Origin of the sequence: Peribacillus muralis (genome assembly GCF_001439925.1) — a bacterium.
GTDB classification, from domain to species: Bacteria; Bacillota; Bacilli; order Bacillales; family DSM-1321; genus Peribacillus; species Peribacillus muralis.
The window spans coordinates 77,679-94,120 of record NZ_LMBV01000002.1 but is presented as its reverse complement, the minus strand read 5'-3'; the positions used below and the strand labels follow the sequence as shown (position 1 = coordinate 94,120).

The window sequence follows — 16,442 nt, the reverse complement described above, 5'->3', positions numbered from 1 at the left end:
GTGTTAAATCCCCGAATAAAAGAAGAGGGCCTATTGCTCATCAGTACTAGAACCGCACGCACTTTCACTATGCCTCATGTTTGTCTGAACCTTAGACCCTTATCTTATGATGCAGATTTTCATCCGCTTTTTAGTTGAATTTGTGCCTTGGCAATTTGTCCATATTATCAAGCATGATTCCAGTTCCAATTGCTACACAATCCATTGGATGCTCGGCAACGAGCACAGGGACTTTAAGTTCTTCGGCAAGCAGTAAATCGATGCCGTGAAGCAATGCTCCCCCGCCTGTCAAGATGACGCCACGGTCAATGATATCAGCTGAGAGTTCAGGAGGTGTCCGCTCAAGTACGCTTTTGGCAGCTTGTACAATGATTGAAACCTGCTCGCGAAGAGCTTCCTCAATTTCTTCAGAGTTGACGGAAATGGTTCTAGGCAAACCTGACACCATATCCCGACCACGAATATCGATCACTTCATTACGGGAACCTGGGAAGACGGTTGCAACCTGGATCTTGATGTTTTCCGCTGTACGCTCACCAATCAGAAGCTTATACTTCCGCTTGATATAATGTAAGATCTCGTTGTCGAATTTGTCACCGGCCATTTTAATGGACGACGATGTAACGATATCACCCATTGAAAGCACGGCAATATCAGTTGTGCCTCCGCCTATGTCCACGACCATATTTCCGCTCGGTTGAAAAATATCCATGCCAGCGCCGATTGCAGCCACTTTCGGTTCTTCTTCAAGGAATACTTTCTTCCCGCCGCTTTTTTCAGCAGCTTCTTTAATTGCCTTTTGTTCGACACTCGTTATGTTTGTCGGGCAGCAGATCAAAATTCTCGGCTTTGAAAGGAAACCCTTTACATTCAATGTATTGATGAAATGCTTAAGCATCGATTCCGTTACATCGAAATCGGCAATGACTCCATCTTTTAAAGGACGGATTGCGATGATGTTTCCCGGGGTCCGGCCTACCATTTTACGAGCCTCTTCACCAACAGCAAGAACACGGTTCGTATTCTTATCGATCGCCACTACCGAAGGCTCATTTAACACAATTCCTTTACCTTTGACATGTATAAGAACATTGGCTGTTCCAAGATCTATCCCAATATCTCTAGCAAACATTTCTTAAATCCTCCTTGAATATCCTCACATATAACCTACTTCTGTCCTAATTGTTTATTTTACCATATTGCATTGACACAAGTAAGTATGAATTATAAATAAACGCTAACGATTGCTTTTCCTTCCTATTTTACCAATAAGTGAAAAAAATCAATACCATATGTACTACCTCTGCATTTACAAAAAAAAATTCCGGCAGTGAACCGCCGTCAAGGATTGGATTTCATCCTGTCCTTGATAGCTCGACTCACGTCCATGCCGGAATGGTGCCGAGTTTCATTTTACGATTTCTTCTTCTCTTTCAGATCGTTTATATTTTAATTTTGTCGCTTCTCCGCCCCTAAGGTGACGAATGGATTTGTGATAATCCAATATATCCTTTACTTCGTTAGCCAAATCAGGATTAATTTCTGGCAGCCTCTCCGTTAAGTCTTTATGAACGGTACTTTTCGAGACTCCGAACTCTTTTGCAATGACGCGGACCGTTTTTCTAGTTTCCACGATATACTTTCCTATCTTGATAGTTCTTTCTTTGATGTAATCGTGCACACCACTCGACCTCCCCAGATTGGATGTGAGAAGTGTGAAATGAGATTCGTATTTTTCGAATCGAATACCGCTGCCCTATAAACAATGAAAGATAGAATTATTCACCTATTAGATAATTTGTAATAAACGATTCCTCACCTCAAACACTCTCTTTGCATGGTTTATAACATCTTATTAGCTTGGTTAAGAATATATGCCTAATGGGACAGGAGGTTTGGATTTATTTCTAAGTATGATCTGTTTACTTTTCTTGCAAGCAAATTATTTCCCAAGAAATTTGTCGGAAATTAAAATAGTTCAAAGTATTTCCTCGACAAAAAAAAGCCGTTCATAGTGAACGGCTTTTTTTTACCAAATTTTCAGTTGTTGTCATTCGTAACGTTCAAGGTTTTTGTTTTGATTTTATGAAAACTCTTTATTTTAATTTGATTGATTTAACGAATCTTTTAAGGAGTCGCTCTCCTCGGTTGTATCCTCAGCAGGGGCAGATTCTTCTTTATCCGTGCCGTTTTCTAAATCCGTGCTATCGTTTGTTTCGTCAACGGCAGGCGTTTCATCCTTGCCAGTTTCTGATTCTTCGACTGCTGGTGTTTCTTCTTTTTTAGCTGCTTCGTCAAGTTCGCTGCCTTCCGCTTCAGTTGCAGCTTGAATGGCAGAAGCTTGTTTATTGACGAATTCAGCCGGATTCAACGCGATGTTATCTTTTCTGATTTCGAAGTGGACATGCACGCCCGCCTCTTCATTGATTTGGCTTTTTCCAGCCGCAGCAAGTGATTGTCCTTGTTTCACCTTATCACCAACAGCAACCTTAATGTCCTTGACAGATTGATAACGGGTAACGACACCATCTTCATGCTCTACTTCGATTAGATTTCCAAGTAATGCATCATTTTGGACTTTCGTTACATTTCCACTTAAGGAAGCCTTTACATCGAAAGACTTTCCGTCTTCCATCGCAATGTCTATCCCTTTGTTTTGCTCATATCTATTGTTGTAAAAAACCAATGCATCTTCTTGTGCCTTTTCATCCGCATTCACATCATAAAATTGTTTCTTGATAACCGTTTTATCTGCATTGGCTACAGGCATCTTGGTTGTTTCAAGATTACTGTTAACCTCGACAGAAGGCTCACCATAGTTTTTTCCTGTTTCAGCCAATTCCTCTTTGCCATCTTTAGCTGAATCATCAAAACTATTTTGTAATAAGAAGGCCGCGGCTAAGATTATGGCTGCACTTGCGATATAGATTGCTGCTAACGCCCAACGTTGCTTTAGTATACGTCGGATTGTGGAAGTTGATTTCTTTTCTTCCTCTCTCATATTAATCACCTCAGCAATCATTCTGAACATTTTGTTAAAATTATATACACTCAGGAAAAAATTTTTTTAGATTTATTTTGTGGAAACGAAACCGATTTTATTCGTGGAATGGTAAAATGTTTGGTATCATACTGCTAAAGGGTGTTTAATTCATGAAAAAAGCCTTTAAACTTTTGTTAACGTTATTGCCTTTTCTATATATGATTGCAATTTGGATAATGTCAGGCAATCCCGATGACATGATTCTTGATCTTCCGTCATCCTCATTTGACCGTTTTATTAAAGAGTCACTTCATCTAGTCGAATTTGCCCTTTTATTCATATTATTCGTTTCGGCCCTTGCCGCAAACCAAAAACTGAAGCCAGGCTTAAGCCTGCTGGCGGCCCTTGTCGCATGCTTTTATGGAGTACTCGATGAATTCCATCAATCATTCATTCCGTACCGCTCAGCAACCTTAATTGATGTAATTAAAGATATCATAGGGGTGGCTGCTGTCTATTTCCATGTTCAATATCATTATTTCAAGCATGGACGGGGCTTTTTGACCAACATAGAAAAATTAACCGCAAAAAAATGAGAGACGGGATATCCCATCTCTCATTTTTTCGCGGTCATCGTATTCATCCACTTATTCGAGGACTGAACTTCGACGCCTTTATAATAATACTTTACGATGTCTTCATAGCTTTTTCCTTCTCTGGCCATTCCGTTGGCACCGTATTGGCTCATCCCAACACCATGACCTGAACCCTTTGTCGTAATGACGATCCGTTGGCCTTGGCGCTCCCAGTTAAAATCGGATGAAGTTAGCCCGAGCTTTTCACGAATCTGCTTTCCGGTCAATTTCTTTCCTCCGATGTCCACTATACCTACGCGATTACCTGAGGTTCTTTCAACGACAGTGCCTATTGTTGTTCCTGACGATAAACTTACACCAAGTTTTTGTTCAAAGTCCGCCGTGTTCACAACCACTTTATTATAAAACTTCGGTGACTCCTCTTTATCCCACGGACTCGAAACACTTCTTAAATAAGGGAAATCCGCTTGCCAGTAGTCCTCTGAATTCTCCGTATAGCCATTGCTGGTCGAAAAAAAAGTGGCAGTGATCGGCTTTCCTTCATAGGTTAGGATTTGCCCTTCCGTTTCCTTAATGGCTTTGTTGATTTTCTTCATTTTCGATTTATAATCAGAGCCCCATTGCTTTTTCAGCTCATCATTGTTCAGATAAACTTGATGCATGATCGTATCGCTCACATCTGCACCATCCGGCAAGCCCAACTTACTTTTGCTTATTAGCTGATTGACAATGTACGTTCTCGCGGTCAAAGCTTGTGCCTTCAGTGCTTCTTCCTCAAAATCGGCTGGCATTTCCGCTGCAACCACACCGGTCAAATACGATTCCATCGCCACTTTTTCAATCTTTTTTGCAGTGGTTCGGTAAACGGCAACTTCCACGGTACCCACTTCATTGGCACTTACTTCACTATTTTCCTTCTTCTCTTTCACTAATTTTTCAGCTAACTCACCACTTGTCTTTTCATTTGAAAACGGAAGCACAAGCACTGCTGGAATCATGATAATTACGAATGCTACTGCTATGAATAGTATGATCATCGGTTTGATTGCTTTCAAACTCCTGAGCCTCCCTACACTTGTTTTCTCTGCCGCTCACCAACTGCCCCGGCAGGATCTTTACATAACAAATGTATGTCGAAGGACAAGCTTTTATGAATAGAAAATCAACAACCATTCAACCGGAGTGCAAAAAGTATGGACAGACAAAAAAACCATTCACGCCCCAATGACAGGAACGTGAATGGTTTTATAAGCTATATTATGCGTTTTGATCTGCTATTTTTTTTGTTTCTGCCGGTACATCTTCGTTAATACGTTCCACATCGGCACCTAATGCTGCCAACTTGCCATGGAAATTCACGTAGCCTCTGTCAAGATGCTTTAATTCAGTAACACGAGTAATGCCATCTGCAACCAATCCAGTCAGGATGAGTGCTGCCGCGGCACGTAAATCTGTTGCAGCTACCTCTGCACCTTGAATGTTAGTCGGTCCATTAACGATAACGGAGCGGCCCTCGATTTTAATATTGGCATTCATGCGACGGAATTCCTCAACATGCATGAAACGGTTTTCGAAAACGGTCTCCGTAATCATACTCGTTCCTTCAGCACGCAGCAATAATGCCATCATTTGTGACTGCATATCAGTCGGGAAACCAGGATGCGGCATTGTTTTGATATCAATCGCCTTCAAGGTTTTAGGACCGATGACGCGCAAGCCATCTTCTTCTTCAAGAATTTGAACGCCCATTTCTTCCATTTTGGCAATAAGGGAAGTAAGGTGTTCAGGTACAGCTCCTTGAACGAGAACATTTCCGCCAGTAAGAGCTGCCGCTGTCATGAATGTACCAGCTTCGATACGGTCAGGTATAATATGATGTTCAACGCCATATAATTTATCGACGCCTTCGATTCTCATCGTACCCGTACCGGCACCTCTAACTTTGGCACCCATTTTATTAAGGAAGTTCGCAAGATCTACAATTTCAGGCTCTTTGGCCACATTTTCCAGAACGGTAATACCTTCAGCAAGCGTTGCTGCCATCATGATGTTCTCGGTGGCACCCACACTCGGGAAGTCTAGATACACACGTGCACCCTTAAGCCTTCCTTCTACCTCGGCATCAATGAAACCATTGCCGACCTGCACTTTTGCTCCCATCGCTTCAAAGCCCTTTAAATGCTGATCGATAGGACGTGAGCCGATGGCACAGCCACCCGGAAGAGCAACGCGGGCCCGGCCATTCCTTGCTAATAAGGAGCCCATCACTAAAACGGAAGCTCTCATTTTACGTACATATTCAAATGGTGCTTCTTCTAATAACTCTCTTGATGCATCTACAGTTACTTGATTGTCATGAAAGGCAACATCTGCATTTAAGTTGCGCAATACTTCATTGATTGTATATACATCGGAGAGCGTAGGAACATCTTTAATGATACTTTTCCCATCACTTGCTAATAATGTTGCAGCGATAACTGGCAAAACGGCGTTTTTAGCACCTTCTACTTTAACTGTCCCGCTAAGCCTTTTTCCGCCGCGGACGATGATTTTTTCCAAAAGTATTCCCCTCCGCGTCCATTTTCTCTATATTAATATTCAAACGTTATGATTGGTGTGCCAACTACAAAGTTCGTTCGTTCACCCAATCCTTCTGTCCGTAGCCCAAACTGCAAATTTAATTTTTGATTTGTCAAAGGTTGTTTAAACAATGTTGAATGTGCAGATATAGATGTAAAGTTTGTTTCATGCACACTCTCAATTTCCCTCGCTTGGAACATATCTAACAGGTCTTCAGTTTTAGAGTTTAAAACCGAATCCATATTATCATTGATAGACCCTTTTATACAAGAAAAAATTGAAGGAGTCCCTATAAATAGGTCATTCACCCTGTTCTGGAATGTTGTTCTAAAAAAGGCCGGATTCGCTTTTTTCCACTTCTGTCCCTTCACTTCATAAATAACATAGGTAACCTTATCAAATTCCGCTTCCGTTGTCATTATTTTAATAGACTCGGTTAGACCTGAATCGACGTTGTAAGTTGACGCTTCAGCCTTCCAGCCGGAAGTATCATCTTTCCGATGCCATTGAAATTGAGGGTATTTGTGTTTCAAAGCGGAAACTTCGTTTTCGAACTCTTGTTTAGTTGCAATCTCTTTATTTATTTCTCTAGCGAGTACAGACCAATCACCTATGTCTAAATCCTCATCTTCTTGTAACAGACCAACCATTTTTACTATATCTGGTTTAGTTTCTGCCACAATCGTACTATTCCCAATTAAAATCACCATCAAACCAAGAAATACTATGTATATTAACATTTTTTTGTTTACATTATACATGTTAAATTCCCCTCCTTTTATGCATTATTGCCATAAGGAGAAAAATCATACTTCAAGTTTTCCGACAATTAGTGATACCTTCCAACTGACATGTTTCAGAGGGAAGCAAGGCGAATAAAAGAGTAGGATCTTATTTTGCTATAAACAGAGTCTCACAGCTTATCAGTCATTTCTGAACATATACGGGAGCTGATTTGCAAATCCCAGGTAGTCGAGGAAGAAATTACTCACAACTGAACCGATGGCAATCGTTAATAAAATATATAAAACCCTGGCCTTAATGACCGAATTCGATCTTAACATTTTATCAAAATGTAATGCCTGTAAAGCCCACCAAGTAACTGCAATGAAAAACAAATGTGCAGTTATTCCAGTTAAAGCCTGTTGTCCCATTGCTGAAAACATGTACATACCTCCTAAAAGACACCCAGCTTCTATTCTAACACAAAACCCCTTCACATTTGGAATATAAAAGGAAGAATTGCAAAATATCTTTTTAGAAACTGTAAATAGGGGCTTGATCCAATGGAACAAGCCCCTATCAACTACCATTATATCATTCACTTGAAATAAAGTCTGTAAAATCACCAAATTGGTCATGAAGAAAATCAAAGGCAATATTTGGGAACAATCCAAAAAGTACGGTGCCGATTGCACAAATGATCAGAACTACGGAAACACCCGAGCGGATCTTTACGACTTTGTCTGAATGGATCGGCCGGAAAAAGATCTGTACCAATAGGCCGAAATAGTACACGTAGGAGACGACGGTACCTGCAATCATGATTCCTGCCAATACAAAATGGCCAGGCTCCGTAATGAATGTTCCGAGGAATATGTTCAGTTTGCCGATGAATCCTGTCGTTCCGGGAATTCCGGCTAGCGAAAGGATATAGATGGTGAACGCAAGTGCAAGATATGGAGATTTCCTTCCTAGTCCCGCAAGAACGCTGATATCCTCTGAACCGCTTTGGCTGGAAAGCAGCTGAATGACTGCAAATACGCCGATATTCATCAATACGTATGCCAGTAAATAATACCAGATTGTATCCAGCAGGAAATATCCTCCGCCCAATGTAGCCACAGCCACAAGGAGATAACCCGCATGGGCGATGCTTGAGTAGGCAAACAACCGTTTTAAGTTTTGCTGCCTTAAAGCAACTACATTTCCAATGATGATCGTCAGGCCTGCCATCGAAGCTATATAGATATTATTTTTTTCCAAAAAGTCGAGTGCCCCGAAGGCATCACCGGGAGCAGTCAGGAACAAGGAAAGAAAAATGCGCAGCAGGATGACAAATCCCGCCATTTTGGAAATGACACTTAAGAAGGCCGCCACTGGTGTCGGTGCCCCCTCGTAAACATCCGGTGCCCACATATGAAAGGGAGCAGCGGCTATCTTGAAGGACAACCCGACAAAAACCATGAAGAAAGCGAGACCCATAATGTATTGCAGCTGACCGTCCGTCATCGCAGCCATCGTCCGGCTCATCTCGCCTAGATTGACCGAACCGGTCACACCATATAGGTAGCTCATTCCGAATAAGGTGATTGCCGTGGATATGCCGCCGTTTATCACATACTTCATCGATGCTTCATTAGCCGAACGATCGCGTTTACGTATGCCGACCAATATATAGGATGATAGTGAAAGCAGCTCCAGTCCGACAAACAGGGTTATCAAATCCCCGCTTGAGGTCATGATCATCGCACCTAGCAAAGCGGTCAGGAACAGATAATAAAATTCGCCCCGATGTTCCCGTAACCCCTCCTTCGGTTCATAGCTATGTGCAAGAAGGATGATAAGGCCCGCACCGATTAATAAAAGGAGCTTAAAGGCTTTTGCAAATGAATCCAAACGAAACGTATCGGATAAAATACTGACAGTCTCAAACGAAAATAGGCTTATCAGCGACAAACATGCCAAAATGATACCGGTTAGCGCGAACCACGCCAACTTCCTTCGATTAAAGTGCACCGGCCAGAACAAATCCAATATCGATAGAGCCATGGTCGTTCCAAGGATGATGAATTCCGGCATCATCGCTCCCCAATTATAAGAAAGCATCGTGTTCAAATCCATCTATCATCGCCCCCCTAGAGCAAGCATCATGGCTTCAATCGTACCTTGAAGAGGCCCGCCTAACAAATTTGGAAATACCCCAATCAATAGAATCAAACCGAGAAGCACCAATGCCGGTATAAACTCCCAGCCTTCAAGGTCCAGCTTCTCTTTTTCTACCAAGCTATCATTCTTGCCAAACGTCATCAGCATGACCGCCCTCAGTATATAGACGGCGGTTAATACGAGCCCGATCACACTAATTGCCGCAAGCACTGGCTGACTTTTGAATAAGCCGAGAAATACCATGAATTCACTGATGAAGCCGGACATGCCTGGCAAACCCAGTGAAGCAAGCCCACACGCCAGCATGAACCCGGAAAAAACCGGCATCGACTTCGCCAATCCCCCAAGCTTAGGAAGCATCACAGTCCCTGACCGTTCGGTTAATGCACCCACCAGGAAAAACAGCATTGCCGCAATTAATCCGTGTGAGATGACTTGAAAGATTGCACCTTGAAGGCCCGCTTCATTCAAGGCTCCCAGCCCCATCATGACGATTCCCATATGCGAGATCGATGAGTAAGCTAAAACAAGCTTGAAGTCCGTTTGCACCAGTGCCAGCAATGCTCCATATAAAAAGCTAATGACTCCCATCAGTACAATGCCAAAAGCCAAGCTTTTGTATTGTTCAGGGAATATCCCCATTCCGAACCTGATGATCCCGTATGCCCCTATTTTCAATAGTACACCCGCATGGATCATGACGATGGCTGGAGGCGCCTCTGCATGAACCCGCACCATCCAGCTGTGAAATGGAAAGACGGGCAGCTTTATCGCAAACGCAATGACAAAGGCAAGACATAAGCCATATTTCATCGAGCTGGAAATCGGCGCGAACAGCGATACACCGCCCATTGTCATCATTTGTGTCAAAGCCGCAATGTTGGTTGTACCTGTCCTGGCAAACAAAATCAATATCGCCACCAATAAAATGGCCGAACCGATGCCGTTATAAATGAGAAAATGATAAGACGCCTTTTCCCTCTCCAGAAAGCCCCATCTGCCAATTAAGAAGAAAGCGGGAATCAACGTCATTTCAAAAAAGATGAAGAAAAGGATCAGATTTTCTGCCGTAAAGACACCAAGCATCCCGATCTCCAGGATCAGAAATAACAAGTAATAGCCTTTCCATCCTTGCTTTATATATATCGAGGCCATTGCCGCCAGTGAAGAAATGATTGTCGTCAGTAATATGAAGATGAGACTCAATCCGTCCAGCCCCAACTCAAAATTCACCGTAAAGAGTTTAGGATCATACATCTCCAAATTTCCAAATCTGATCCAATCCAACTTAATGTTAAAGCTGGAAAGAGCCACGCCCGAATAATGTTGGCTGCATAAAAAGAACGAGAGGAAAAGGGGGGGAAGCGTTCCGAAAAAGCCAAACTGTTTGATGGTCCTTTCCTCATTTTTCGGCATGAGGGCAACCATCAAAATTCCCAGCAAAGGTGAAAACACTAAAAGCGAGAGCAAATAGGCATTCATCTTAAATACCCCCCTGTTAAAGCAAAAATGACCAGCAATACCGCAAGGCCCAGAAACGCAATCATCCCATATTGCTGTACCTGCCCCGATTGCAGTTTAGACCCTATCTTCCCCATTCCTTCTATTGAACCGGTTACAGTCGATATTAAGCCACCGATAATGAACCTCTCCATATAAGATAGAAATAAGCTAATCCCTTTGATCATTTGAACTATAGTAAAATAATAAATTTCATCCATATAATACTTATTCTCCAAAACTCGGTATAACGTGGAGTTTTCTTTGACGAGCCCTTCTCTTGGCAGCTTCGTTCTAGCATATTTCATATAAGCAAGCAATATCCCAGCGAGCGCTACACTCACGGCAAGGATCATAACCCAAGCAGGTCCTTCACTATGTGCCGCACCCAGCACGGTTTCATTCCCCTCTACAAGCCACTCACCAAGGAAGGTCCCGAACCATGGGGTTTGGATATACCCACTGATCACCGCAAGTACCCCTAAAACAAGCATGGGAAGCAACATGATCGCAGGTGATTCCTTGACCTGTTTTGCTTGCCTGCGAGACTCTCCGGCAAAGATCATGAAAAATAACCGGAACATGTAAAAGGCAGTTAAAAAAGAGGTAATCACCGCGAGAATAAATAAGAAATAATTACCATTCGTCCATGCAGCCATCAAAATTTCATCTTTACTGAAGAAGCCCGAGAGCAAAGGAAACCCTGATATCGCCAGAGTTCCAACCAAGAACAGCGGCCCTGTCCATTTCAGCCTTGCCCATAACCCGCCCATCCTTTCGATATCCTGTGTATGTATGGCATGAATAACACTACCTGCAGCCAAAAACAAAAGTGCTTTAAAAAAGGCATGGGTCATTAAATGAAACACACCGGCCACATATCCCGCAGTACCTAATGCAAGCATCATGAAACCAAGCTGAGAGATTGTCGAGTAGGCTAATACACGCTTGACATCCTTCTGCACGGAAGCGATGCTCGCGGCAAAGATGGCAGTGAATCCGCCTGTTATGGCAACAGCCTGCATGGCGGCTTCACTAGCGAGGAACAAAGGGAACATGGTCGCTACCAGGTATACGCCCGCGGCGACCATCGTTGCTGCGTGAATCAATGCAGAAACCGGTGTTGGTCCCTCCATTGCATCAGGCAGCCATGTGTGAAGCGGGAATTGCCCAGACTTGCCAACTGCGCCAACAAAAATGAGGATGGCGATCAATGTCAAACTCCCATCAGATATCACACCTGATTGAACAGCTTGAAAGATTTCACCATATTCGAAGCTGCCCGTTTCCCAGAATAGGAGGATAATCCCGATTAAAAGCCCTACATCCCCGATCCTGGTCATGATGAATGCCTTTTTCGCTGCAGCCTTGGCTTCCTGTTTATAAAAGTAAAACCCAATCAACAGGAAGGAGCCAACACCGACCAATTCCCAGAAGAAATAAAGCTGTACTAAATTTGGAGCCATGACCAGTCCAAGCATGGCAAAGGTGAAAAAGCCGAGATAAGCATAAAAAGTGGAGAATCGCCCTTCACCCTTCATGTATCCCAACGAGTAGATTTGGACAAGCAGGCTGACAAGGGAAACGATCACAAGCATCAAGGCATTAAGCTGATTGATTTCGAATCCGGCTGTAAGCTGCGTCCCTCCTAACGTAAGCCATTCGAGCGTTTTTTTATAAGTGGGTGCTGAGAACCTTTCCATCAACGTAAGCAACGATAACATAAATGAAGCCAACGTAAAGATTATTCCGATATAAGCCCCGCGCTCCCGTAACCGGCCACCTACTAGAAGCAGAACCAGAAACGCGACGAGTGGAAAAATCGGTATGAGCCAAGCGTTCTCCATCATCGTATCAAATCCCCTTCTTCGTTCATATGAACCCTCAATGCTTCATGATATCCATTTCATCGACATTGACCGTCTTCCGATTGCGATAAAGGGACATTAATATAGCCAGCCCAACAGCCGCCTCAGCTGCTGCAATGGTTATCGTGAATAACGAAAACACTTGTCCCGTAATCGATGGCGTTACCCCGAGTTTACTGAAAGCAACTAAATTGATATTGGCGGCGTTCAACATCAGCTCGATTGAAATCAAGACAATGACCGCATTTCTTTTCGTCAAGGCGCCATACAGCCCTATACAAAAAAGAACAAGCGCCAATACGAGATAAGCCGACAAGGGAACTCCCGTCATGATCGATCTCCCTCCTCATCATCTTTTTTTGCTAATACGATGGCACCGACTAAAGCCACTAGCAGAAGTACTGACATGACTTCAAACGGAATCACATATTTAGAAAACAGTTCAATTCCTATTTGTTTTGTATTTTCCTCATGCAAGGCAGTTGGCTGTACCGGGATATCCAAATTATAGATTCCCAGATAAACCGCAACGGCGAATCCCGCAATTGCTAACAGCAAAAAGAATCTCTGCCAGCCCCCCTTTGCCGGTTCATCATTTTCCCGATGCTTCGTCAGCATAATCCCGAATAACATCACGATCGTAATCGCCCCGGAATAAATCAGGATTTGGACGATTGCGACAAACTCCGCCGAAAGCAGCAGATATATGCCGGCAATGCTCAAGAAGGTAAACACGAGCGCAATGACCATGTGCACTACTTTCGTTAATGTAATTAGCAGCACCCCGCCCAATATGGCGACGAGTGCCAAGCCAAAAAAGGCAATCAGTTCGCCGGAAACACTCATACTTTATTCACCTTCCGAATATTTTCATCATTTTCATCAAGCCACTCCAAATTTTTGAACAAATGATCACGGCTATACTCCGCCAGCTCAAACTGATTCGTCATGACAATCGCTTCAGTAGGGCATACCTCCGTGCATAGATCACATAAGATGCATATCTCGAAATTAATGTCATACGTGTCGATGATTTTCCCCTTTTTGGAAGGGTCGGGGTGTTTTTTTCCCGTTAATTGAATACAGTCCGTGGGACAGATCGTCACGCATTGATTGCATACAATACACTTTTCAGGGTAGAATTTTTGGATTCCGCGGAAGCGGTCAGGAAGCGGCAGCGGTTCATTCGGGTAGTCATACGTCACTTTTTTCCGGGTTAAGTTCTTTAATGTATAGCTTAAACCTTTAGCTAAACCAAGCATGTTCATCCCTCACTTTCCGATCTGCTTACGTTTTTTTAAAAAAGGTTAACGATTTCTTTTATGATTGCCGTCAAAAATATATTGGCTAACGCAACCGGGAGCAGCACCTTCCAACCGAACTCCATTAATTGATCGGCCCTTAGCCGAGGAAAGGTTACCCGGATCCAAACCAATATATAGAACACCGCACTGAACTTAAGGCCGAACCAAATGGCTTGCGGAATAAAATCCAAAAACGGAATAGAATTCCATCCCCCTAAAAATAATACAGTGGTTAACGTGGCCATTGCAAACATATACACATATTCCGATAACATAAAGAACGCCCAGCGAAATCCGGAATATTCAACATGATACCCCGCCACAAGCTCGGACTCCGCTTCCGGTAGGTCAAAAGGGACCCGGTTCAGCTCTGCCACCGACGCAATCATGAAGATGATAAAGGCAATCGGCTGAAGAAATATGAACCAAACCTTCTCTTGGGCAGCCACTATATCATTCAAGTTCAGGCTTCCTGTCAGAAGGACGATTCCCACTAGCGACATCACCAGGGGAATTTCATAAGATATCATTTGCGCGGCTGCACGCATGCCACCGATCAACGAATATTTATTATTGGATGCCCATCCCGCCGTGACGATGCCGATCGTCGATATGCCCGAGATCGCCACATAATACAGCAAACCTACCCCAATATCAGCAAATTGGAACGCATCGGTGAACGGCAGGGTGGCAAGGACCATGAAAGCAGGAGCAAAGGCGATCACCGGTGCCAATATATAAAGCGGCCTGTCGGCTTTTTTCGGTATCGTATCTTCCTTGATCAGAAGTTTCAAAACATCGGCAACCGTCTGCAAGAGACCCCATTTCCCGCCGATTTGGTTCGGGCCGATCCGCAGCTGCATGAACCCCATGATTTTTCGTTCCGAGAGAATTCCATATGTGACGAACCCTAAGACAACGAATAACAGCAGGACTGCCAAACCAAAATAAATGCCAAAGTTCAGAAGGCTTGGAGCGGAGTGGAGTAAATCCTTGATCATTTATCCATCCACCTCCCCTAAAACGATATCGATTGCTCCTAATATCGTTATCAAGTTCGCCATATTTTCCCCTTCCAATAATTTAGGGAGAATTTGCAGATTATAGAATGAAGGCCGGCGAAACTTTAAGCGATATGGCTCCTTTTTCCCTTCACTCGCAATATAGCAGCCTATCTCCCCTCTTGGTGATTCAATTCGTACGAAGGCTTCACCCTTTGGAACCTTTATGATTTTCGGAACCTTGGCAAGGATAGGCCCTTCTGGAAATTGCACGACTGCTTGCTCAAGAATTTTCAATGATTCTTCGATTTCTTCCATTCTGCAGTGATACCGCGAAAAGGCATCTCCCTCTTCACGAGTGGGAACATCAAACGTGAACCGATCATAAATCGAATATGGTTCGTTTTTCCGCAAATCCCATTTGACCCCCGTACATCTTAAGTTGGCACCGCTAAGTGAATACTGCAGCGCTTCCTCCTTCGTATAAATGCCAACCCCTTTTACCCGATTCACAAAGATTTCATTCCCTGTCACCAGCTCATGGTAACCGGCAAGCTGCTCCCTCATATACGGAACAAACTCGGCAACCTTTTCTATCCAGCCTTCAGGGGCATCCCATTTCACACCACCCACTCGCATATAATTGAATGTTAGCCGTGCCCCTGATAATTCAGTCAATAAGTTAACGATCATTTCCCGCTCGCGAAAGGCGTATAAAAAAGGGCTCGTCGCACCTATATCAAGCAAGTATGTTCCCCACCAGACAAGGTGGCTCGCCACCCTGCCCAATTCCATGGCGATCACCCGCAAATATTCAGCCCTATCGGGTACTTCAATCGCCATCATTGTCTCAACGGCATGACACAGCACATAATTATTTGTCATCGCCGCTAAATAATCGAGCCGGTCGGTATATGGAATGATTTGTGTATATTGCAGGTTTTCCGCCAGTTTTTCCGTACCTCGGTGCAAATACCCAATAACAGGGGTGGCCTCTTTTATAATTTCGCCATCAATTTTGATGACAAGCCGAAAAACACCATGCGTACTCGGATGCTGCGGCCCGACATTGAGAAGCATTTCTTCGGTCCTTAACATTGGGGTTACACCTCCACATCATAAGGCTGATAATCTTTTCTAAGGGGATACCCTTTCCAATCATCACCAAGTAAAATCCGCTTTAAATCAGGATGCTCACGAAAATCGATGCCTAATAAATCATACGCCTCACATTCCGGCCAATTCGCACCAGGCCATAACGGGACCAGCGAGGGAATGACAGGAGCAGCTCTGTCCAGCTTCACCTTAAGGGCAACCGATTGGTTCATGTTGAATGAATGCAAGTGTACATAGATTTCCATATGGGTCTCAAAATCGGTGCCGTGAAGTTCCGATAAGTACGCAAAGTTAAGCTGTTCATCATAACGCAGTAGCTTAGCTATTGAGTAGTATGTATTAGGATTCGCCACTATTGTCGGTACATCCTTTGATAGTTTATTAATATAGTGGTCTATTAATGCATCTTGTCCCACATGACTTTCAATAGCGGAAACAATTTGATTGAGTTTGGGCTGGTTTGGGGATGGTTCATTCTTTGTAGCATCTTCCGTCATTTCCTCGACGATGGCTCTGGTCTTGGCAGCAGCAGCAGCCTTTGCCTTCGCAGCTGCAATTGCCTTCGCCTTCGCTTGTTCAGAATCTGCATCACTACCTGCAGATTT

The 16,442-nt window shown here is 43.5% G+C and carries 16 protein-coding genes and 1 pseudogene; 1 reads left to right on the top strand and 16 read right to left on the bottom strand.

The annotated features are described in order from the left end of the window. Positions 1-130 precede the first annotated feature (130 nt). The 3 genes from mreB to ASU00_RS02840 form a co-directional block, all read right to left on the bottom strand. Positions 131-1,132, bottom strand: a complete 1,002-nt coding sequence (mreB, locus tag ASU00_RS02850; RefSeq protein WP_057911932.1) for a rod shape-determining protein — start codon at positions 1,130-1,132, stop codon at positions 131-133. 276 nt (positions 1,133-1,408) lie between these two features. Then, entirely contained in the window at positions 1,409-1,681 is a 273-nt protein-coding gene (spoIIID, locus tag ASU00_RS02845; RefSeq protein ID WP_034315767.1) for a sporulation transcriptional regulator SpoIIID, read from the bottom strand. A gap of 420 nt (positions 1,682-2,101) precedes the next feature. After that, positions 2,102-3,001, bottom strand: coding sequence for a M23 family metallopeptidase (locus tag ASU00_RS02840; RefSeq protein WP_082630122.1), 900 nt, complete (start codon positions 2,999-3,001; stop codon positions 2,102-2,104). A 152-nt stretch (positions 3,002-3,153) separates the two neighbouring features. Between ASU00_RS02840 and ASU00_RS02835 the strand changes: the two genes are divergently transcribed. Continuing rightward, entirely contained in the window at positions 3,154-3,579 is a 426-nt protein-coding gene (locus tag ASU00_RS02835) for a VanZ family protein (protein WP_057911930.1), read from the top strand. 20 nt (positions 3,580-3,599) lie between these two features. Here the strand turns inward: ASU00_RS02835 and spoIID are convergent, their stop codons facing one another. The 13 genes and pseudogenes from spoIID to ASU00_RS02770 form a co-directional block, all read right to left on the bottom strand. Further along, a complete protein-coding gene (gene spoIID, locus ASU00_RS02830) occupies positions 3,600-4,634 on the bottom strand; it encodes a stage II sporulation protein D (RefSeq protein ID WP_236712573.1) in 1,035 nt (344 codons plus the stop codon). A gap of 202 nt (positions 4,635-4,836) precedes the next feature. After that, positions 4,837-6,138 (bottom strand): UDP-N-acetylglucosamine 1-carboxyvinyltransferase, encoded by a 1,302-nt coding sequence (murA, locus tag ASU00_RS02825; RefSeq protein WP_057911929.1) that lies wholly within the window; start codon positions 6,136-6,138, stop codon positions 4,837-4,839. 32 nt (positions 6,139-6,170) lie between these two features. Further along, positions 6,171-6,920, bottom strand: coding sequence for a YwmB family TATA-box binding protein (locus ASU00_RS02820; protein WP_057911928.1), 750 nt, complete (start codon positions 6,918-6,920; stop codon positions 6,171-6,173). Between the two features lie 162 nt (positions 6,921-7,082). Then, positions 7,083-7,325 (bottom strand): DUF1146 family protein, encoded by a 243-nt coding sequence (locus ASU00_RS02815; RefSeq protein ID WP_057911927.1) that lies wholly within the window; start codon positions 7,323-7,325, stop codon positions 7,083-7,085. A gap of 151 nt (positions 7,326-7,476) precedes the next feature. Further along, positions 7,477-9,003 carry an NADH-quinone oxidoreductase subunit NuoN gene (nuoN, locus tag ASU00_RS02810; RefSeq protein ID WP_057911926.1) on the bottom strand — a complete coding sequence of 509 codons (1,527 nt, stop codon included), beginning with the start codon at positions 9,001-9,003 and terminating at the stop codon, positions 7,477-7,479. A gap of 3 nt (positions 9,004-9,006) precedes the next feature. Next, a complete protein-coding gene (locus ASU00_RS02805; protein ID WP_057911925.1) occupies positions 9,007-10,530 on the bottom strand; it encodes a complex I subunit 4 family protein in 1,524 nt (507 codons plus the stop codon). Then, entirely contained in the window at positions 10,527-12,398 is a 1,872-nt protein-coding gene (nuoL, locus tag ASU00_RS02800; protein ID WP_057911924.1) for an NADH-quinone oxidoreductase subunit L, read from the bottom strand. Before nuoL ends, ASU00_RS02805 begins: the two co-directional genes overlap by 4 nt. A gap of 34 nt (positions 12,399-12,432) precedes the next feature. After that, complete coding sequence (gene nuoK, locus ASU00_RS02795) at positions 12,433-12,747, bottom strand: NADH-quinone oxidoreductase subunit NuoK (RefSeq protein WP_057911923.1); 315 nt, start codon at positions 12,745-12,747, stop codon at positions 12,433-12,435. Then, positions 12,744-13,262 carry an NADH-quinone oxidoreductase subunit J gene (locus tag ASU00_RS02790; RefSeq protein WP_057911922.1) on the bottom strand — a complete coding sequence of 173 codons (519 nt, stop codon included), beginning with the start codon at positions 13,260-13,262 and terminating at the stop codon, positions 12,744-12,746. The genes nuoK and ASU00_RS02790 overlap by 4 nt, the downstream gene beginning before the upstream one ends. Beyond that, the gene (gene nuoI / locus ASU00_RS02785) at positions 13,259-13,678 is read right to left on the bottom strand and encodes an NADH-quinone oxidoreductase subunit NuoI (protein ID WP_057911921.1); all 420 of its coding nucleotides are present in this window, start codon (positions 13,676-13,678) and stop codon (positions 13,259-13,261) included. The genes ASU00_RS02790 and nuoI overlap by 4 nt, the downstream gene beginning before the upstream one ends. Before the next feature lie 35 nt (positions 13,679-13,713). After that, positions 13,714-14,721, bottom strand: coding sequence for an NADH-quinone oxidoreductase subunit NuoH (gene nuoH / locus ASU00_RS02780; RefSeq protein WP_057911920.1), 1,008 nt, complete (start codon positions 14,719-14,721; stop codon positions 13,714-13,716). Further along, the gene (locus ASU00_RS02775; RefSeq protein ID WP_057911919.1) at positions 14,722-15,819 is read right to left on the bottom strand and encodes an NADH-quinone oxidoreductase subunit D; all 1,098 of its coding nucleotides are present in this window, start codon (positions 15,817-15,819) and stop codon (positions 14,722-14,724) included. It abuts the gene before it with no gap. A gap of 5 nt (positions 15,820-15,824) precedes the next feature. Beyond that, positions 15,825-16,442, bottom strand: a pseudogene (locus tag ASU00_RS02770) (NADH-quinone oxidoreductase subunit C); the annotation flags it as partial.